The following is an 18,791-nucleotide window of genomic DNA, read 5'->3' as shown; positions in this document are numbered from 1 at the left end:
GCCAGAGCCCATGCCGGTTTCAGAGGGTCTGACACTCTGGCACCGGGGTGACCGTGGTGCCGTCCTTCAGCCATTGACTGAGGTTATCACAGGTCAGATCACCCATTGCCTGCCGGGTTTCATGCGTCGCGCTGCCCACATGGGGTTGCAGGACGACGTTATCCATTGCGAGGAGATCCGCCGGGACACGCGGTTCCTGATCGAACACGTCAAGGCCCGCCCCGCCAAGACGACCGTCTTTCAAGGCCTCGACCATCGCGGTTTCGTCTACCACGGAGCCGCGCGAGACATTGACCAGAATGCCGTCGGGACCAAGCGCGTCTATCACCGGCTTGTTGATCAGGTGTTTGGTCTCGGGACCGCCCGGTGTGATGCAGATCAGAACATCGCTGTCGGCGGCCATCTCGGTCAGGTTGGCATAGTAGCGATAGCTGACGTTCTTGGGGCTGCGGGCATGATAGAGCACGGTGCTGTCAAAGACGGCGAGCCGGTCGGCGATCGCCTGCCCGATGCGACCCAGTCCGACAATGCCAACCATGCGGCTCTGAACGGAATGGGTCAGCGGGGTGTTGCCTTCGTTCTCCCAGCGTCCGGCGCGAACATAGGCATCGTTTGGCACCAAGCGGCGGCTGACCGCGAACCAGAGGAGCAAGGCGGTATTGGCGACTTCGTCATTCAGCACGTTAGGCGTGTGCGTGACGACGATGCCGCGTTCTGCCGCCGCAGTTGCATCGATGGCGTCATAGCCGACGCCATAGCTCGACACGATTTTCAGGTTCGGCAGCGCCGCCATCAGGTCGGGGCGCAGCCCGTCATGGCCGTTGGTCAGAACGGCGCTGATCGCCGCGCCGTGATCGGCCAGAAACCTGGCCTCGTCGGGCTGATCAAAGAGCGGGTGGACGGTGAATTCGGCTGTGAGTCGGGCCATCATTCGGTCGGTGACCGAGCCGATCATCAGGAGGTCGGGTTTGCCGGTCATATCAGCTGTCCTCGGTCACGGTCTGGGTCTGCTGGCCGAGACCCTCGATCCAGACATCCATCCGGTCGCCGGATTTCAGGTATACCGGCTCCGGCTTCATCCCCATACCGACACCCGGAGGCGTGCCGGTCGAGATCACGTCACCCGGATGAAGGGTCATCAGGCCCGAGAGATGCTCGATGATCTGCGCCACGGTGAAGATCATGGTGCTGGTGTTGCCGGTCTGCCTGCGCTCACCGTTCACGTCCAGCCACATGTCGAGCGCCTGCGGGTTTGGAACCTCGTCGCGGGTCACCAGCCAGGGACCGGTCGGCCCGAACGTGTCGCAGGATTTGCCCTTGGTCCACTGGCCGGTCAACTGTGTCTGAAAATACCGCTCTGACACATCGTTGACCACGCAATAGCCGGCGACATGATCGAGCGCATCGGTCTCGCTGACATATTTCGCGGTCTTGCCGATCACCACGCCCAATTCCACTTCCCAGTCGGTATGGGTCGATCCGCGTGGCATACTGACGTTGTCGTTGGGGCCCACGACGGCCGAGTTGGCCTTGAAGAACAGGATCGGGTGTTCGGGAATGTCCGCGCCGGTTTCGGCGGCGTGGTCGGAGTAGTTCAGCCCGATGCAGAGAAACTTGCCGATATTGCCAACGCAGGGGCCCAGCCGTGGGTCGCCCGAAACCGCTGGCAGGCTGGCGGCATCAAGCGCGCGCAATTTGTCGAGCGTGGCGTCATCCAGCGTTGTACCCGCGATGTCGGCCACCTGGCCGGACAGGTCGCGCAGCGTGCCGCCGCCGTCGATGAGGCCGGGTTTTTCTGCGCCGCGCTCACCGTAACGTACCAGTTTCATATCGTCGTCTCCTGTCAGTGATTGTCGCGCGGGGTCGATTTTCGCGCGATGTCTTGGAAATCTGTCGCGCCATCCAGCACCATGCCTTCCGAGAAGGGACGGACCTTTTCGCGGAATATGTCCTGCCAGGGTGACTGGCTGGGCGGCGCGAAGGGGCGGTCGGGCAGGGCGTTGCGGCGGCGTTCAAGCTCTGCGTCTTCCACCAGCATGTTGGCAGTGAAGGCGCGCAGGTCTATGCGGATGCGGTCGCCGGTCGCGACCAGCGCCAGCCCACCGCCATCGGCGGCTTCGGGCGAGGCGTTGAGAATCGAAGGGCTGCCGGAGGTGCCCGACTGGCGGCCATCACCGACGCAGGGCAGCGCATGGATGCCACGCTTGAGCAGATAGGCGGGCGGGCGCATGTTCACGACCTCGGCCCCGCCGGGATAGCCGATAGGGCCTGCGCCGCGCATGATCAGCACACAGTGTTCGTCGATCGCGAGGCTTTCATCGTCGATCCGCTTGTGAAAATCCTCTGGCCCGTCAAAGACGACTGCCCGGCCTTCGAAAGCATCCGGGTCATCGGGGTTGGAGAGATAGCGGTCGCGGAATTCCTCGGAAATTACGCTGGTTTTCATGATCGCGCTGTCAAAGAGGTTGCCCGACAGGTTGATGAATCCGGCCTCCTTGGTCATCGGCTCGGCGATCGGTTTGATCACGTCCGGGGTTTCAGTGCGCTTGTCGCCACAGTTCTCGGCCATCGTCTTGCCATTCGCGGTGATCACGTCGGGATGCGGCAAGAGGCCCGCACCCAGCAATCCGCCGATCACGGCAGGGACGCCGCCCGCGTGGAAATAGTCTTCGCCCAGATAGGCGCCCGCCGGTTGCAGGTTAACCAGCAACGGAACCTTGTGGCCAAGCCGCTGCCAGTCGTCATTGTCCAGCTCCACACCCAGGTGGCGGGCGATGGCGTTCAGGTGAATCGGCGCATTGGTCGATCCCCCGATGGCCGAATTGACAACCACCGCGTTTTCAAAGGCTTCGCGGGTCATGATGTCGGTTGGCCGCAGATCATCATGCACCATCTGCACGACTCGCTTGCCGGTTTCATAGCTGATCTGACCGCGCTTTCGGTAGGCCGCGGGAATGGCGGCAGAGCCGGGGAGTTGCATGCCAAGCGCTTCGGCCAGCGAGTTCATCGTGCTGGCGGTGCCCATGGTGTTGCAATAGCCGACCGAGGTGGCCGAAGAAGAAACCAGTTCGAGAAAGCCGTCGTCGTCGATTTCGCCCGCAGCGAGCAGTTCACGCGCCTTCCAGACGATCGTGCCCGATCCGGTGCGCTCGCCCCGGTACCAGCCGTTCAGCATCGGGCCGACCGACAGCGCAATCGCCGGAATGTTCACTGTCGCCGCCGCCATCAAGAGGGCGGGCGTGGTCTTGTCGCAACCGATGTTCAGCACGACGCCGTCAATCGGGTAGCCATACAGCGTTTCCACCAGCGACAGATAGGCGAGGTTGCGATCAAGCATTGCAGTAGGACGTTTTCCGGTTTCCTGAATCGGATGCACCGGGATTTCGATCACCGTGCCGCCTGCGGAAATGACCCCGTCACGGACGCGTTTGGACAATTCGATATGGTGCCGGTTGCAGGGGCTGAGATCGCTGCCGGTCTGGGCGATGCCGATGATCGGCTTGCCTGATTGCAGTTCCTCGCGGGTGAGGCCGTAGTTCAGATATCGCTCAAGATAGAGCGCGGTCATTTCCGGGTCGTCCGGGTTGTTGAACCATTTTTGCGACCGGAGCGGAGGTTTCTTGTCCGACATGAGGCGCTCTCCTTGCGTGAGGTTTAGGGGTCAGCCGGACCAGCCACCGTCGATGATGTGGGGCTGGCCGGTGGTAAATCCGCTTTCGTCGCTGGCGAGATACACCACGAGTGCTGCGATTTCTTCGGCCTTGGCGATCCGGCCCATGGGCTGGCGCGCGATGAAATCCTTCATCGCCTTGTCATAATCACCGGTGGCGCGCAGCCGGTCGTGCAGCGACGGGCTTTCGACAGTACCGGGGCAGATGGCATTACAGCGGATGCCGCGGGTGATGTATTCGATGGCGACCGATTTGGTCAGCCCGATCACCGCCGCCTTGGTGGTGCCATAGACAAAACGGTTCGGCGCGCCGATGACCGAGGAACAGGCCGACGACATGTTGATGATCGACCCGCCGCCGCGTTCAAGCATACCGGGAAGTGCAGCGCGAATGGTGCGGAACATGGATTTGACATTGAGATTCAGCGCGAAATCCAGATCGTCGTCGGTGGCGTCGAGGATCGATCCGGCATGGACGAAACCGGCGCAATTGAACAGCACGTCAGGTTTCGCGCGGGCGATTCCCTCTGCGACCGACTCTGCGTTCAGCACGTCCATGGCAAAGGTTTCGATCTGCCCGTCCGCCTCGTCCGCGAGGGCGGCCAGCGTGTCGGGGTTGATATCAGTTGCAAAGACCTGCGCACCTTCGGCGGCCATGGCCAGCGCAGAGGCTTTGCCGATGCCCTGGCCTGCTGCCGTTATCAATGCGCGTTTGCTGTCAAGTCGTGCCATCCGTTGCCTCGTTGTGCGGGGGTGAATTGAAATCTATCTGCACCTTCATTGCGCGGGTCCGGTCGCCTGCCAATTCAAAGGCCTGTCTGGCCCGCGCCAGGGGAAAACGCGCGCTGAGAAGCGCTTGCAGATCCAGCGTGCCGGCGTTGATCAGGGCGACGGCATCGGTGAATTCCGCGTGGAACCGGAAGGCACCGCGCAGGTCAATTTCCTTTGAAACCAACAGGTTCAATGGCAATGATGCGTCGCCGCCAAGTCCAACCTGTACCAGGACCGAGCGACGGCGCAGAACCTCAAGCCCGCTGCGCAGGGCGTGTTGATTGCCCGATGCCTCGATCATCACGTCAAAACCGGTCTCGTCGGCGCGAAAGTCCTCGATCCAGTCACTGTTTTCGGCGACGTTGATCGCGCGATCGGCACCCGTGGATTTTGCGATGTTCAGCACGTGATCGATCACGTCGGTGACAACGACCAGCGCCGCGCCGCGCGATTTGGCCGCGAGCACCGCCAGTGCCCCGATCGGGCCGCAACCGGTAATCAGGACACGCTTGCCCGCGATGTCCCCGGCGCGGTTCAGCGCGTGCAGGGCAACGGACAGCGGTTCGGCAAAGGCGGCAAGTTCGGCCGGAACCTCCGGCGCGATCACATGACATTGACTGGCATCCGCCACCAGTTCTTCGCGAAATGCGCCCTGGATATGGGGCATCGGCATGGCGCTGCCGTAAAACCGCATGTTCAGACAATGGTTGAAGAGGTCCCGCTCGCAATAACCGCAGGCATGGCACGGGCGGCTGGGTGAAACGGCGACCCGGTCGCCTGCTGCCAGACCGGTGACGCCCTCTCCGACTTCGGCAATGGTTCCGGAAATTTCATGTCCGAGGATCATCGGTTCGCGCAGCCGGACGGCCCCGAAACCACCGTCGTGATAGTAATGGAGGTCCGAGCCGCAAATACCACCAGCTTCGATGCGCACCTTAACCTGTCCTGTTAGGACCGGATCGGAAGCACATGTTTCTACGCGTAAATCCTCTGCCGCGTGGATGACCACAGCCTTCATTTTTTCTCCCAGAACCGGCCCTGAAACGCGCCGTTTTTTAATGGCCTAGTCGAAAGCGATTCAAAATACTAGGGTCCAGTTCCGTCGGGTCACCGGCGCCAGAGCTTTGGGGAGAGAGCGTTTGACGGAGAAATATTTTGACCTGACAGGCAAGAGGGCGCTGGTCACCGGCTCCAGTCTGGGGATCGGGCGCGCGCTGGCCAGAGGGTTGGCTGAACATGGTGCAGGCGTGGTGTTGAATGCCAGAAATGCCGAACGATTGAGTGAGGCTGCAGAGGCGATGCGCGCGGATGGTCTTGACGTGTCGGAGGCGGCGTTTGACGTGACCGATGGTGTCGCGGTAACCGAGAGTGTTTCCCGGATCGAGGACGAGATCGGTTCGATCGACATCCTGATCAACAACGCCGGAATGCAGCATCGCGCGCCGCTCGAGGACTTTCCGGAAGAGGCCTGGGACCGACTGCTGCGCACCAATGTGACAAGCGCCTTTTTGGTGGGCAAGGCGGTGGCCAGACACATGATCGGGCGTGGACGTGGCAAGATCATCAACATCGCCTCGGTCCAGAGCGAGTTGGCCCGCCCCGGCATCGCGCCGTATACCGCGACCAAGGGAGCAATCCGCAACCTGACACGCGGGATGGCGACCGACTGGGCGCGGCACGGATTGCAATGCAATGCGATCGCACCGGGATATTTCAAGACACCTCTGAACCAGGCGCTGGTCGATGACCCGGCGTTTACCGAATGGCTGGAACGGCGCACGCCCGCCGGGCGCTGGGGGGACGTGCACGAGCTGGTGGCGGCGGCGGTATTCCTGGCCGGGGCGGGGTCGTCATTCGTGAATGGTCAAACGCTGTTTGTCGATGGCGGCATGACCGCGTCGATTTGAAGGGAGAATGAGGATGAAACCGACAATTGCCGTTTTGGGCACGGGGCTGATGGGCGGGCCGATGGCACGCAATCTGCTGGGGGCCGGATTTCCGGTGCAGGCATGGAACCGGACGCCGGCCAAGGCCGAGGCGCTCGTGTCTGACGGTGCCACCTGTTGCCAAAGCCCGGCCGAGGCAGTGACGGGTGCCGATTTTGTCATCACCATGCTGAGCGACGGGGTGGCGACGGGTGCCATGACCCGCGATGCAGACGTGATGGCGGCATTGGCGCGCGGTGCCGTGTGGCTGGATATGAGTTCGACCAAACCGGAGGAAGCGCGTGCCCAGCAGGATCATCTGGCCAGCCTCGGTGTCGATCATCTGGACGCGCCTGTGTCTGGGGGCACCAGGGGGGCGGAGGCGGGGAGTCTTGCCATCATGGTCGGCGGAGATGCAGCCGCGTTTGAATGCGCGGTGCCGGTCTTTGAGGCCATGGGCCGTCCGGTGCATGTGGGCCCGGCAGGGGCGGGGCAACTGTCCAAGCTGGCCAATCAGGCGATTGTCGCGATCACGATCGGAGCGGTGGCCGAAGCGATGCTGCTCTTGGAAAAGGGCGGTGCGAATCCTGCGGCGGTGCGCGACGCGCTGAAGGGTGGTTTTGCCGACAGCACGATCCTGCAACAGCATGGCGCGCGGATGACCGAGCGCAATTTCGCCCCTGGTGGCTTGTCGAAAATTCAACTCAAGGATCTGGACAACCTGCTGGGCGAGGCCGCTAGCCTGAGCCTCGCGCTGCCGACCTCGCAGCATATCCGGGATCGTTTCGCCCATTTCTGCGAAGAGATGGATGGTGCGGAAAAGGACCATTCGGGCCTCTATCTGGAACTTTGCGCCCGCAACAATCTGAAGGTGGAGTGACCGATGACGAGAATATTGATCCTGGGCGGCGGCGGCATGATCGGCCAGAAGCTGGCCCATCATCTGGCAGCGGATGGGTGGCAGGGACAGCCCGCAGAGGTGATCCTGCACGACGTGGGGTTTGCGCCCGATGGTGCCGTGGCAGCGCAGCGGATGACCGGAAGCCTGACCGAACCCGGTGCCGTGGAACGGTTGGCGGCGCTCAGACCCGATGTGATCTTTCACCTTGCGGCGATCGTGTCGGGCGAGGCGGAACAGGATTTTGACAAGGGCTGGGACGTGAACATGTTTCCCACCTGGCACCTGCTGTCTGCCTTACGGGCCGAACATGTGAACAGCGGTGAAACCTATCTGCCCCGGCTTGTCTTCTCATCTTCGATCGCGGTGTTCGGTGCCCCGTTCCCGGACAAGATCGGGGATGATTTCCTGGCGGCCCCGCTGACGTCGTATGGCGCGCAAAAGGCGTGCTGCGAGTTGATGATCGGGGATTTCAGCCGCAAGGGTTTCATCAATGGCGTGTCGATTCGCCTGCCGACGATCTGTGTGCGCCCCGGCAAGCCGAACAAGGCGGCATCCGGCTTTTTCTCGGGGATCATCCGCGAGCCGCTCAATGGGCTGGATGCGGTATTGCCGGTGCCGGACACGGTGCGCCATTTGCACGCATCACCCCGGTCGGCGGTCGGGTTCCTGATGCGGGCGGGAACGATGGAACTGGATCCGCTCGGCGCGCGGCGGAGCCTGAACATGCCGGGTGTGTCCTGTACTATTGCTGAACAGATCGAGGCACTGCGGGCGGTCGCGGGCGCGGACGCGGTGGCGCATATTCGATCAGATCCGGACGAGAACATCACGAAGATTGTTGCCGGTTGGCCCCGTGATTTTGATACTGCGAGGGCGCGCGAACTCGGGTTTGTCGCTGAATCCGATTTTGCCGAGATCATCCGAACCTATATCGCGGACGAGATGACGCCCGCCTGATTGACCAACAGGTTGCGCGACAGGTGATCGTAGATCGCCTGTCGGAGACCTTCTGCGCTACCGCTAAGCGCGCACTCCACGATTCGCGAATGCTCGGCGACGTTCTTGGGAAAGTAGCCGTAGTTGCGCTCATTGGTGACAAGTTGCTGGCGGAACTGATCGTAGACGGATTGAAAGGTGCTGCGCAGCAATGGGGAATCCGAGGCGGAAACCAGCGTTTCGTGAAACTCCCATTCCGCTGCGCACCAGGGGAAGAGAACCGCGGCAATATCGCCCGCCTCGCCGATTCGGTTCTCGATATGGGAGAGTTTGTGATGCGCGGCGGTCAGGCGTGCCTCCCATTCGATGCCGCCGTTGCGCATCGACTGCGTCGCGCCTTCCTGTTCCAGCGTAATGCGAAAACTCGTGAGATCGTTTTGTTTCTGGGGCTCTGACGGCGGGACGCGAAACCCCCGCTGATCCTCGAATAGAACGAGGCCGACAGTCGACAGGCGGAACAGCACTTCGCGCACGGTGTTGGCGGATCGCCCATACAACGGCTGCAAATCGGACGGTTTGAGCTTGGCGCCCGGCGCGAAATGCGCGGTCGTAAGCTTGACCCGCAGGTCTTCGTAGATGTCCGTGGTCTCGACACGCTTGGTCATTCTGTGGCCTTGTTTGGTGTCGGACATCCCAGCACGAATTTTGAACAATTGCAATAATCTCAAAATTCCTAGAATTTCAGGTTTTTTCTTGCCGCATAGGAGGTGGGTTGCTAGGCTCTTCTTCACGGTCGCCAAGCGCGGGGCAAGAACAGCGTGAGGCCGGACACATTGTTTGGGAGGACGTAATGAAGATTTTGACCAAGGCGGCATGTGCCGTCGGAGTTGCCGCGCTGATGTCGGCAACTGCCATGACGGCAACGGCGGAAACCACAAGCCTTCGCATTCAGACGCACTATGCGCCCGAGACTGTCTCGGGCAAGCTCGCTGCTGAATTCGTGGACAACGTGCAGACGATGTCGAACGGCGAAATTGAAATTGAGATGTTCTATTCGTCATCGGTGGTGAAATCGGTCGAAACCTTTGATGCGGCAGCAACCGGCATCGTGGACTGCGACATGACCGGCGGCGCCTATCAGACCGGCAAGAACGCGGCGTTCCAGTTCGTCGGTGACATCATGGGCGGCTATGACACGCCCTATCAGCAGCTGAGCTGGCTCTACTATGGCGGTGGTCTGGAAGCGGCGCAGGAGCTCTACAACAAGTACGATATGCAGCTTGTTGGCTGGTGGGTCTACGGACAGGAGAGCTTTGCCTCGTCCAAGCCCATTGCCAATGTCGAAGACTTCAAGGACTGGAAATTCCGCTCGCCCCCGGGCATGGAAACCAAGATCTTTGAAAAGCTCGGTGCCAAGCCGATCGTGATGGATTTCACCGAGATCTTCACGGCGCTGGAAACCGGGATCATCGACGGGGCGGATGCGTCAGGTCTTGCCAACAACGTCGGATTGGGTCTGTACGATCTGGTGAAATACGCAAACTATCCGGGCTTCCATTCGATGCCGTCCGACCATCTGGCCTGCAACAAGGCAAGATGGGACGCGATGCCTGAATCGCATCGCCGGATCATGTCGGTCGCAATGGAATCGCTGGCTCTGCGCACGGCACTGACCTTCGAGAAGAAGAACGCCGAAGCCGCCGCGGAACTGCTGGAAGCGGGCGTGACCCTATCGGCATGGACGCCGGAAGAAAAGCAGAAATTCCGCGATGCCGCACAGGCAACATGGACTGAGTTCGCGACGACACCCGAGGCAGAGGCCCTCGTCGAGGCGCATCTGAGCTATCTCAGGCAACTGGGCCTGGCGTCCGAGTAACCTTTCCCTCTGCGCGGGCGACCGGAACACTGGCCGCCCGTTTTTCATCGGCTGAACTTGCGAGGCTGTCATGGTTGAACATGAACGTACGGGCTGGGTGGATGCGTTTACCTGGAGATTCAGCCGGGTGGCGATGATCCTTCCGGGCATCATTGTCGCCATCATGTTCTACGAAGTCATCATGCGGTACGTGTTCGAGCAGCCAACGCTGTGGGTGAACGAGGCGTCGTTGTGGATGGGCGGAATGGTCTATCTGTTCTCCGGCCTCTACGCGATGCAGCAGCGCAGCCACATTCGCATTTTCATCCTGTATGACATCGCGCCCAAATGGCTGCGCCACGTGTTCGACATCCTGTCGACGCTGGCGATCATCGTGTTCTGCCTTGCCGTGATCTGGGGCGGATTTGGCGAAGCCTATGCCAAGTTCATGCGATGGGAGCGGTTCGGCACCGCATGGGACCCGCCCATTCCGGCGACGATGAAGCCGCTGATCCTGATCACGTTGACGCTGGTGACCATCCAGGCGGTGTCCAACCTGATCTGCGATTGGAACAAGCCGCCGGAGTCACATGACGTGACCGATGACATCGACATCGCAATCGAAGAAGTGAAGCGCGCGCAGAGCAAGGTCCAATAGGGCCTATACTGACGCAGCAGGGGACAACGTATGGATATCGGTACAATTTCACTGGTCCTGCTGGTCGGGATGCTGGCCCTGCTGGCCATTGGCATGCCGCTGGGGTTTGCCTCGGGATTTCTCGCCGTCGTCGTGATGGTGATGAAATTCGGACCCGACCTGTTGTTCAGCAACTTCGGTTCCGGGCCGATGAATATCCTGGCGCAGCGTATGTACGGGCTGACCACCGACTACGTGTTGATATCGGTGCCGCTGTTCATCCTCATGGCAACGTTACTGGAACGATCCGGCATCGCGCGCGACATGTATACATCCCTTTCGGTCTGGTTGAACCGGACCCGTGGCGGCATCGCCCTGGTGACCTCGGTGATGGCGGTCGTGATGGCGGCGATGTCGGGGATCATCGGGGGTGAAGTCGTCCTGCTCGGTCTGATCGCGCTGCCGCAGATGTTGCGGCTGGGCTATGATCAGAACCTCGCGATTGGCACGATCTGTGCTTCGGGATCGCTGGGCACGATGATCCCGCCGTCGATTGTCCTGATCTTTTACGGGCTGATCACTGAAACTTCGATTCACGCGCTGTTCAAGGGGGCCTTCGTACCGGGGTTCATACTGGCCTCTTGCTATATGCTCTATATCATCGTGCGAACGCGGATCAATCCAAGCCTGGCACCGCTCCCCGAACCGGGGCCAGACGATATGACGGGCGCGCAAAAGGCGGTATATGGGTCCACCCTGTTGTCAATGATCGCCATCGGGTTCCTGACGATCACCCTGATCCGGTCGGGCTTTATCATCAGCATGGGGCGCGTCGACGAAGATACCACGGTTCTGAATTCGGCACAGATGATGACGCGGGCGGGGATCATCGCGGTGCTGCTCGCCTACATCTTCATCTATGTCAAACCGGCGCGGATCGCTGCCGCCTGGGATGTGGGCAAGGGGATGATTGCGCCCCTGCTGGTGGTGGGTGTCGTGCTGGGGTCGATCTATGGCGGCATCACCGGCATCACTGAGGCGGCGGGCATGGGCACCTTCGCAGTGCTGGTCCTGATCATCATGCGCGGCGAATTTTCCTGGACGCTGGTGCGCGAGGCGCTGATGCGCACGTTCAAATCGACCGGCACGATCATCTGGGTGACGTTCGGTGCGACCGCGCTCGCCGGGGCCTATACGATTGCGGGCGGGCCGACCTATGTGGCCAACCTGATTGTCGGATATGACCTGCCGACATTGGGCGTTCTGTCCGTGATGATGATCATCTTCCTGTTCCTCGGCGCATTCATGGACTGGGTCGGGATCGTGTTGCTGGTCATGCCGGTGTTTTTGCCCATTGTTCTGAAACTGCCGATTGATGAGATTGGTGTGTTTTCACCCTTGATCGAAGATCCGCGATTCCTGTCCGTGTGGTTCGGCATCCTGTTCTGCGTGAACATGCAGGTATCGTTCCTGTCGCCACCGTTTGGCCCAGCGGCCTTCTATCTGAAGTCGGTCGCGCCGCCGCATATTTCGCTGCCGGATATCTTTCGTGGGTTCCTGCCGTTCATCGCGATCCAGCTTGTGGTTCTGATGATGATCCTGTTCTTTCCCGAGTTGACCATGTTCTTCCGAGGGTGACACGACACGAGGCACAGGCATGTTGACCCAACTGCAACGCGACGGTTTTGCCCGTGACGGGTATCTCGTGGTCGAAAACGTGCTTGACGCATCGACCGTGCTGATCCCGGTGCGTCAGGAGTATGCGCAGCTTCTTGATGATCTCTATGACGGGTGGGTTGCGCAGGGGTGGGTGCCTGCAGGCGTGGCAGGATTTGAATCGCGTCTGCTTGCCAGCTATGCCGCCGGATGTGACTGGTTTCAGCCGATGGATATCTCGCTGCCGGGAGACCGGATAGCGGCGGACACCCCGATGCACTTTGGTCCGGCAGTGTTTGCGATGCTGACCAATCCGCGCCTGCTGGACCTGGTCGAGGACCTGATCGGTCCCGAAATCACATCCAACCCGATACAGCACGTGCGCATCAAGCCGCCGGTTCCACAATTGAAAGCGGATGAGATCCGCGCCCATGTGGGCGGTACGGACTGGCATCAGGACCGGGCCGTCGCCCTGGAGGAGGCGGATCAGACCGAGATGGTGACGATCTGGATCGCGATTACCGACGCGACACCGGAAAACGGATGTCTGCAAGTGATGCCGCGCAGCCATGACCGTATGCTGCCCCATTGCCCAAAGGTGCAGACCGCCATTGCCGATGGTCATCTGGACGACTCGCGGGCCGTGCCGGTGCCGGTCGGGGCAGGGGGCGTTGTCGTACTGGATCCGCTGTTGCCCCATGCGTCGCTGCCCAACCTTTCCGACGGTATCCGCTGGTCGTTTGATCTGCGCTACAATCGCAGCGGGCAACCCACGGGGCGGGCGCATTTCCCGGAATTCGTCGCGCGCTCGGCCGAACGACCGCAGGCTGTGCTTGCGGACTGGAAGGTCTGGCGCGAGATGTGGCTGGCCGCCCGCGCACGACTGGCCACGCAGCCCCATATCGACATTCACCGCTGGCAGTCTGACTCGCCATCCTGTGCCTGAGATACCGCACGGTACAAAGAAAGAAGATCGATGATAGATTTCATTCGCCTAGATGCTGACGACAACGTCGTGACTGCCACCCATGCCTTGCAAGTCGGCGTGCCGGTCGAAGAGACCTTGACCACAGGGTTGATCCCGTCGGGCCACAAGATCGCCACGCGCCAGATCGCAGAAGGTGAACAAATCCGCAAATACGCGCAGTTCATCGGGCTGGCGTCACAGGACATCGCGCCGGGGGATCACGTCCACACCCATAACGTCGCCTTTCGCAACACAGAGACCGCGTATGAATTCGGCACCGACCTGCGTCCGGTCGATCCTGTGGCAGAAGATCGGCGTGATACATTCATGGGGTTTCGGCGCGAAAGCGGCCGGGTTGGAACGCGCAACTACATCGCGGTTGTGACATCTGTGAATTGTTCTGCCACGGCGGCGCGGCGCATTGCGGATGCCTTTGGCCCCGAAGAGATGGCGCAATACCCCAATGTCGATGGGGTCGTGGCCTTTGTGCATGGCACGGGCTGTGGCATGGGCGGCGATGGCGAAGGGTTCGAGGCGTTGCAACGGGTGATGTGGGGCTATGCGCGCCATCCCAACCACGGCGGTGTTCTTATGGTCGGGCTGGGGTGTGAAATGAACCAGATCGACTGGCTGCTCGAAGCCTATGGGCTGAAACAGGGACCATTGTTCCAGACGATGAATATCCAATCGGTTGCCGGTTTGCAGCGCACCGTCGCTTTGGGCATCGAAAAGGTGCGCGCGATGCTGCCGCTGGCCAACGAGGCACGGCGCGAACCCTGTCCGGCGTCCGAGCTGATGGTGGCCCTTCAATGCGGCGGATCGGATGCGTGGTCCGGCATCACCGCGAACCCGGCGCTTGGCTATGCAAGCGACCTGCTCGCGGCACAGGGGGCCACCGGGGTTCTGGCTGAAACGCCCGAGATTTACGGTGCCGAACACCTTTTGACCCGGCGTGCAGTGGATCGCGCAACAGGCGACAAGCTGGTCGGGCTGATCCGCTGGTGGGAGGACTACACTGCCCGCAACCGGGGCAGCATGGACAACAACCCGAGCCCCGGTAACAAGAAGGGCGGGTTGACCACGATCCTTGAAAAATCGCTGGGTGCGGCGGCCAAAGGGGGCACCAGCCCGCTGATGGGCGTCTTCAAATATGCCGAGCCGGTGGCGGCGCGCGGTTTCACCTTCATGGACAGCCCAGGCTATGATCCGGCGAGCGTCACCGGGCAAATCGCCGGGGGGTGCAATCTCGTGGTGTTCACCACCGGGCGTGGATCGGCCTTTGGGTCCAAGCCTGCGCCGACGATCAAGGTGGCGACCAATACAGAGATGTATACACGGATGACCGACGACATGGACGTGAACGCAGGCGATATGCTGAGCGAAGGGGTGACGCTGGAGCAAAAGGGACACGAGATATACAACATGATCCTGCGTGTGGCATCGGGTGAGCCGAGCAAATCCGAAGCGCAGGGGCTGGGCGATTATGAATTTGTACCCTGGCAGATCGGGGCGGTGATGTGACGCGACTGCTGGTGGCGGGGGGCGGGCTGATCGGCAGCCGCCACATCGCGCATATCAACGCGCATCCACACCTGACGCTGGCGGGCGTGATCGATCCGGACGCCGCCGTTCGGTCGGGGTTCGACGCGCCCGGCTTCGCCTCGATCGACGCGGTTGACGTGCTCGCCGACGGGATTGTTCTGGCCACTCCAAGTGATCTGCATGCAGACCATGCCGAGCAATCCGCGACGCGGGGTTGGCATATGCTGATTGAAAAGCCGGTGGCGGGCACGATGGAACAGGCTGATCGCATCGTCGCGGCCACCCACGCCGCCGGGGTCAAGACATTGGTGGGGCACCACCGTCGCTATCACCCCAAGGTTGCGGCATTGAAAGATGTCCTGCAGAGCGGAGTGATCGGCGCGCCGGTGCTGGCCTCGCTGATCTGGGCGCTGAAAAAGCCGGACGCCTATTTTGATGTACCATGGCGGTCCGGGGCGCAGGGATCGCCCGTCTTGATCAATCTGGTGCACGAGGTCGATCTGCTGCGGTACCTTTTGGGCGAGATCATCCATGTTTCGGGGTTTGGCAGCCGCCATGTTCGCGGCAGGGAACGGCTTGAAAGTGGCGGCGTGACGCTTGGATTTGAAGGCGGCTGTGTTGCGACACTTGCCTTTTCCGACGCGACTCCGTCGCCCTGGGCATTCGAAGCCGGTACCGGCGAGAATCCGAATATCGCGACCACAGGGCAGGACAATCTGCGAATCGCAGGTACGGCAGGGGCCGTTGAGTTTCCGTCGCTGACAATCTGGAGTGGCGCAGACGATTGGTCGCAGGCTCCTGCTCCAGCGGTGCGCGCGGCCGATGGAGAATTGCCGCTGGTTGCGCAGCTGACGCACTTTGCCGACGTGATTGCCGGTCGGGCCGACCCGCTTGTCGATGCGCAAGAAGGACGAAAAAGCCTGGAGCAAACGCTGATGATCGAACGAGCGCTTGCCGGGACCGCCGTGCAAGACCCCGTACGGATGGGCCGCAGTTCAGAGAAACATGGAGAGTGAGAGATGAGCAAACCACATATCGGATTTATCGGCCTTGGCCTCATGGGCGCGGCGATGGTCGGGCGACTGCAGAGTAAGGGCTATCACCTGACGGTCATGGGCAACGTGACCCGCCCGCGCATTGACGCTGCGGTGGCCGCCGGGGCAACCGAGGCCAAAACGGCGGCGGAACTGGCCAGCGTGTCGGATGTCGTGATGCTGTGCATGGGGACGTCGGAGTCGGTCGAAAGCAGGATGCATGGCGACGACGGCGTGATTGCCGGGCTGCGACCGGGTGCTGTCGTGGTCGATTTCGGCACGTCTCTGCCCGGCTCGACCAAGGCGTTGGGCGCGGCCGTGGCGGAAAAGGGGGCAACCTATCTGGACGCACCGTTGGGGCGGACGCCCTCGCACGCCGTGGACGGGTTGCTGAACATCATGTGTTCCGGTGACAAGGACGCCTTTGATACCGTCGAGCCGGTGTTTCAGGACCTTGGCGAGAACGTCTTTCATCTCGGCGCGTTGGGCAATGGCCACACGATCAAGCTCATCAACAATTTCTTTGCGATGACGACCGCGAACGCGATGGCAGAAGCCTTTGCCATGGCGGATCGTGCCGGGGTCGAACGCAGCAATCTTTACGATGTGATGTCGGCGGGGCCGCTCAAATCCGGGATGATGGATTTCATCAAGGCCTATGCCGTTGACGGCGATGCCAACAACCTCGCCTTCTCGGTACGCAACGCGCGCAAGGATGTCGGGTATTATGGCCAGATGGCGGATGACCTGGGCGCGCCCACGATCATGTCCAACTGTGCGCGAGAGGCTCTGGGGCTTGCCGTCGATCAGGGGATGGGAGACGCGTTGGTGCCGGAAATGGTGGACTTCTATGTCAAACGCTTTGCAAAGTAACAAATGGCGGGGCTGAGCGCGCAGGTCAGGCAGGACCGCGCCGAACTGGGCATCGTGATGATGCTGGTCGCCTACCTCCTGTTTGCGACGCTCGATACCTCGGTGAAATGGCTGGTTGTGGGGGGGGTCCATGCCTTTCAACTGGCCTTTTTTCGCTACGTCGGTCACTTTGCGATTTCGCTGATCATGATTGGCGGCGGCGGCCTGTCGTGGTCCCGTTTCGGATCCGGTCAGATCGGGCTGGTGATACTGCGCGCCGTGTTCCTGGTCGGCTCGACGGTCCTGAATTTCGTCGCTTTGAACTATCTGACCCTGACGGTCACATCCGCGATCCTGTTCTCGGCACCGATCATCGTCTGCGCGCTGTCCATGCCATTGCTTGGCGAACGGGTTGGGCCGTGGCGCTGGTTTGCGATCCTGATGGGATTTGCCGGGGTGATGGTGATCATCCGTCCCTTTGGCGAAGCGTTTCATCCGGCGGCGCTGCTTTCGGTCGTCAATGCCATCATGATGGCGCTGTATTCGATCCTGACACGACGGCTGGCCGGGCAGATAGCGGCACAGACCATGCAATTGTACGCGGGTGCGGTCGGAACTCTTGCCTTGTTGCCCTTTGCGATCATGACGTGGCGAACGCCGCAGACAGGCCTTGAATGGGGTTTGATGATCGCGCTCGGTTTCTGGGGCTGGCTGGGGCATGAATTGCTGACCCGCGCGCATGGGTTCGCGCCTGCAGGCACGTTGATGCCCTATACCTATTCCTTCATGATCTACCTCACGATCAGCGGCTATGCGGTCTTTGGCAACCTGCCAGATCGGTGGACGGTGATCGGCGCGGCGATCGTCGTGGTGTCAGGGCTGCTGATCTGGTGGCGCGAAAAGCGGATGGAGGTTCGTCATGGCCGCGGATAGGCCGGTTTTCGGAATGGCGCACGCAGCATGCTGACATTCGCGGCGGCGGTCTTTTTTCTGATCGTGACGCCGGGACCGGGGGTTTTGTCGACCGCCGGGGTCGGGTCGGCCTTTGGCCGTGCTGCGGGAACGCGCTATGTGTTTGGTCTGTTTCTCGGGCAGAACCTGGTGTCCGCCGCCGTCATCAGCGGGCTCGCCGCCACGTTGCTTGCGGATGAGCGCTTGCGAACGGTGCTGTTTCTGATGTCGATCGCATATCTGTTCTACCTGGCGGCGCGGATTGCCCTTGCCGGATCGCGCCTTGCCTTCATCCGTCGGTCGCGCCCGCCGGGTGTTCTCGGCGGCGTGGCCCTGCAGATCATCAATCCCAAGGCCTATGCGGTCAATACCACGCTGTTTAGCGGGTTTTCATTTCTATCCGCAGACCTGTTCACGGAAACGGTGATCAAGCTTCTGATCATGAATGCGATCTGGATACCGATCCATTTCCTGTGGCTCTGGGCAGGTATCCGGCTCGGTCAGTTGGACCTGCCTGAAAGAATGCACAGAACGATCAACCTCGGCATGGCGCTCTCCATGATGCTTGTCGTGGCGCTTGCAATCGCGGCCCAGGTGCGCCCTGTATGAAAGACCTGATACTTGGCCCGATGCGTGTTTCAATAACCACCATAGACACGAGGCCCGAAAATTGTTGTATGTCGTTAGAGGACCACACAACAGTCAGAACGGAACAATGGTCGGATCTCGGGCTGAAGGCAATATAGTTCAATGCTAAACTATCAGCTATGCGCCGGTTGCAAAGAGGATATGCGTGGAGGGGGCTACGTTACGTAATATCGGAATGATAGGCACGCTTCAATCTAACGGGCTGGGCATTCTAGCTGGCCCATCTGCGGATCGGATCGAAATTTCCATCTGTAGTTTAATTCTAAACTAACTCCGGAAAGACACGGAGCAAGGGAGAGGGCACATGACAGACCACGTTCAGGACATTGATCCTGTTGAATCTCAGGAATGGCAGGAAGCGATTGAGGATGTGATTGAGCGTGATGGCGCCAATCGTGCTCATTTTCTTTTGGACAAGGCGGTTCAGCAGGCGCGGGCGGCGGGGG

18 protein-coding genes are annotated in these 18,791 nt (G+C 60.9%); 12 read left to right on the top strand and 6 right to left on the bottom strand.

Annotated features, from left to right (window positions below):
* Positions 1 to 19: 19 nt before the first annotated feature.
* The 5 genes from QO231_RS17615 to QO231_RS17595 are packed head-to-tail and all read right to left on the bottom strand — an operon-like array spanning position 20 to position 5,459.
* Positions 20 to 979 (bottom strand): 2-hydroxyacid dehydrogenase, encoded by a 960-nt coding sequence (locus QO231_RS17615; RefSeq protein WP_316779390.1) that lies wholly within the window; start codon positions 977 to 979, stop codon positions 20 to 22.
* Between the two features lies 1 nt (position 980).
* A complete protein-coding gene (locus QO231_RS17610; RefSeq protein WP_316779387.1) occupies positions 981 to 1,829 on the bottom strand; it encodes a fumarylacetoacetate hydrolase family protein in 849 nt (282 codons plus the stop codon).
* A gap of 14 nt (positions 1,830 to 1,843) precedes the next feature.
* Positions 1,844 to 3,631, bottom strand: a complete 1,788-nt coding sequence (locus QO231_RS17605; protein WP_316779385.1) for an IlvD/Edd family dehydratase — start codon at positions 3,629 to 3,631, stop codon at positions 1,844 to 1,846.
* A 30-nt stretch (positions 3,632 to 3,661) separates the two neighbouring features.
* The gene (locus tag QO231_RS17600) at positions 3,662 to 4,402 is read right to left on the bottom strand and encodes an SDR family oxidoreductase (RefSeq protein WP_316779382.1); all 741 of its coding nucleotides are present in this window, start codon (positions 4,400 to 4,402) and stop codon (positions 3,662 to 3,664) included.
* On the bottom strand, positions 4,389 to 5,459 hold the full coding sequence (locus tag QO231_RS17595) for an L-idonate 5-dehydrogenase (RefSeq protein ID WP_316779378.1): 1,071 nt from the start codon (positions 5,457 to 5,459) through the stop codon (positions 4,389 to 4,391). Before QO231_RS17595 ends, QO231_RS17600 begins: the two co-directional genes overlap by 14 nt.
* Positions 5,460 to 5,580: 121 nt before the next feature.
* Between QO231_RS17595 and QO231_RS17590 the strand changes: the two genes are divergently transcribed.
* Genes QO231_RS17590 through denD form a run of 3 tightly spaced genes read left to right on the top strand, consistent with a single transcriptional unit; the run spans position 5,581 to position 8,224 of the window.
* Entirely contained in the window at positions 5,581 to 6,348 is a 768-nt protein-coding gene (locus QO231_RS17590; protein WP_316779376.1) for an SDR family oxidoreductase, read from the top strand.
* A 13-nt stretch (positions 6,349 to 6,361) separates the two neighbouring features.
* Positions 6,362 to 7,246: an NAD(P)-dependent oxidoreductase gene (locus QO231_RS17585; protein ID WP_316779373.1), complete on the top strand. Its 885-nt coding sequence runs from the start codon at positions 6,362 to 6,364 to the stop codon at positions 7,244 to 7,246.
* A 3-nt stretch (positions 7,247 to 7,249) separates the two neighbouring features.
* Positions 7,250 to 8,224 carry a D-erythronate dehydrogenase gene (denD, locus tag QO231_RS17580; protein ID WP_316779370.1) on the top strand — a complete coding sequence of 325 codons (975 nt, stop codon included), beginning with the start codon at positions 7,250 to 7,252 and terminating at the stop codon, positions 8,222 to 8,224.
* Here denD and QO231_RS17575 read toward each other — a convergent pair.
* Positions 8,194 to 8,868: a GntR family transcriptional regulator gene (locus tag QO231_RS17575; protein ID WP_316779367.1), complete on the bottom strand. Its 675-nt coding sequence runs from the start codon at positions 8,866 to 8,868 to the stop codon at positions 8,194 to 8,196. The two genes, denD and QO231_RS17575, sit on opposite strands and share 31 nt — an antisense overlap.
* A gap of 185 nt (positions 8,869 to 9,053) precedes the next feature.
* Here QO231_RS17575 and QO231_RS17570 point away from each other — a divergent pair, with 185 nt between their 5' ends.
* From QO231_RS17570 to QO231_RS17530, 9 genes are all read left to right on the top strand, one after another.
* Positions 9,054 to 10,079, top strand: coding sequence for a TRAP transporter substrate-binding protein (locus QO231_RS17570; RefSeq protein ID WP_316779364.1), 1,026 nt, complete (start codon positions 9,054 to 9,056; stop codon positions 10,077 to 10,079).
* 70 nt (positions 10,080 to 10,149) lie between these two features.
* The gene (locus QO231_RS17565; protein WP_316779363.1) at positions 10,150 to 10,716 is read left to right on the top strand and encodes a TRAP transporter small permease subunit; all 567 of its coding nucleotides are present in this window, start codon (positions 10,150 to 10,152) and stop codon (positions 10,714 to 10,716) included.
* Between the two features lie 30 nt (positions 10,717 to 10,746).
* On the top strand, positions 10,747 to 12,333 hold the full coding sequence (locus QO231_RS17560) for a TRAP transporter large permease (RefSeq protein ID WP_316779361.1): 1,587 nt from the start codon (positions 10,747 to 10,749) through the stop codon (positions 12,331 to 12,333).
* 19 nt (positions 12,334 to 12,352) lie between these two features.
* Positions 12,353 to 13,297 (top strand): phytanoyl-CoA dioxygenase family protein, encoded by a 945-nt coding sequence (locus tag QO231_RS17555; protein ID WP_316779358.1) that lies wholly within the window; start codon positions 12,353 to 12,355, stop codon positions 13,295 to 13,297.
* Positions 13,298 to 13,330: 33 nt separating this feature from the next.
* Positions 13,331 to 14,839: a UxaA family hydrolase gene (locus QO231_RS17550; RefSeq protein ID WP_316779727.1), complete on the top strand. Its 1,509-nt coding sequence runs from the start codon at positions 13,331 to 13,333 to the stop codon at positions 14,837 to 14,839.
* On the top strand, positions 14,836 to 15,876 hold the full coding sequence (locus tag QO231_RS17545) for a Gfo/Idh/MocA family protein (RefSeq protein WP_316779356.1): 1,041 nt from the start codon (positions 14,836 to 14,838) through the stop codon (positions 15,874 to 15,876). Before QO231_RS17550 ends, QO231_RS17545 begins: the two co-directional genes overlap by 4 nt.
* A gap of 3 nt (positions 15,877 to 15,879) precedes the next feature.
* Positions 15,880 to 16,767: an NAD(P)-dependent oxidoreductase gene (locus tag QO231_RS17540; RefSeq protein WP_316779354.1), complete on the top strand. Its 888-nt coding sequence runs from the start codon at positions 15,880 to 15,882 to the stop codon at positions 16,765 to 16,767.
* A gap of 3 nt (positions 16,768 to 16,770) precedes the next feature.
* Positions 16,771 to 17,679, top strand: coding sequence for a DMT family transporter (locus QO231_RS17535; protein WP_316779352.1), 909 nt, complete (start codon positions 16,771 to 16,773; stop codon positions 17,677 to 17,679).
* Positions 17,680 to 17,706: 27 nt separating this feature from the next.
* A complete protein-coding gene (locus QO231_RS17530; RefSeq protein ID WP_316779350.1) occupies positions 17,707 to 18,306 on the top strand; it encodes a LysE family translocator in 600 nt (199 codons plus the stop codon).
* Positions 18,307 to 18,791: the final 485 nt, after the last annotated feature.

This window comes from Sedimentitalea todarodis (assembly GCF_032595355.1).
Lineage (GTDB): Bacteria > Pseudomonadota > Alphaproteobacteria > Rhodobacterales > Rhodobacteraceae > Sedimentitalea > Sedimentitalea todarodis.
This window is presented reverse-complemented; position numbering and strand designations above follow the sequence as displayed.

What these genes read in the sequence shown, in the direction of transcription:
- QO231_RS17615 (WP_316779390.1), bottom strand. Translation starts at nt 979, where the DNA reads ATGACCGGCAAACCCGACCTCCTGATGATCGGCTCGGTCACCGACCGA.
- QO231_RS17610 (WP_316779387.1), bottom strand. Translation starts at nt 1,829, where the DNA reads ATGAAACTGGTACGTTACGGTGAGCGCGGCGCAGAAAAACCCGGCCTC.
- QO231_RS17605 (WP_316779385.1), bottom strand. Translation starts at nt 3,631, where the DNA reads ATGTCGGACAAGAAACCTCCGCTCCGGTCGCAAAAATGGTTCAACAAC.
- QO231_RS17600 (WP_316779382.1), bottom strand. Translation starts at nt 4,402, where the DNA reads ATGGCACGACTTGACAGCAAACGCGCATTGATAACGGCAGCAGGCCAG.
- QO231_RS17595 (WP_316779378.1), bottom strand. Translation starts at nt 5,459, where the DNA reads ATGAAGGCTGTGGTCATCCACGCGGCAGAGGATTTACGCGTAGAAACA.
- QO231_RS17585 (WP_316779373.1), top strand. Translation starts at nt 6,362, where the DNA reads ATGAAACCGACAATTGCCGTTTTGGGCACGGGGCTGATGGGCGGGCCG.
- denD (WP_316779370.1), top strand. Translation starts at nt 7,250, where the DNA reads ATGACGAGAATATTGATCCTGGGCGGCGGCGGCATGATCGGCCAGAAG.
- QO231_RS17575 (WP_316779367.1), bottom strand. Translation starts at nt 8,868, where the DNA reads ATGACCAAGCGTGTCGAGACCACGGACATCTACGAAGACCTGCGGGTC.
- QO231_RS17570 (WP_316779364.1), top strand. Translation starts at nt 9,054, where the DNA reads ATGAAGATTTTGACCAAGGCGGCATGTGCCGTCGGAGTTGCCGCGCTG.
- QO231_RS17565 (WP_316779363.1), top strand. Translation starts at nt 10,150, where the DNA reads ATGGTTGAACATGAACGTACGGGCTGGGTGGATGCGTTTACCTGGAGA.
- QO231_RS17560 (WP_316779361.1), top strand. Translation starts at nt 10,747, where the DNA reads ATGGATATCGGTACAATTTCACTGGTCCTGCTGGTCGGGATGCTGGCC.
- QO231_RS17555 (WP_316779358.1), top strand. Translation starts at nt 12,353, where the DNA reads ATGTTGACCCAACTGCAACGCGACGGTTTTGCCCGTGACGGGTATCTC.
- QO231_RS17540 (WP_316779354.1), top strand. Translation starts at nt 15,880, where the DNA reads ATGAGCAAACCACATATCGGATTTATCGGCCTTGGCCTCATGGGCGCG.
- QO231_RS17535 (WP_316779352.1), top strand. Translation starts at nt 16,771, where the DNA reads ATGGCGGGGCTGAGCGCGCAGGTCAGGCAGGACCGCGCCGAACTGGGC.
- QO231_RS17530 (WP_316779350.1), top strand. Translation starts at nt 17,707, where the DNA reads ATGCTGACATTCGCGGCGGCGGTCTTTTTTCTGATCGTGACGCCGGGA.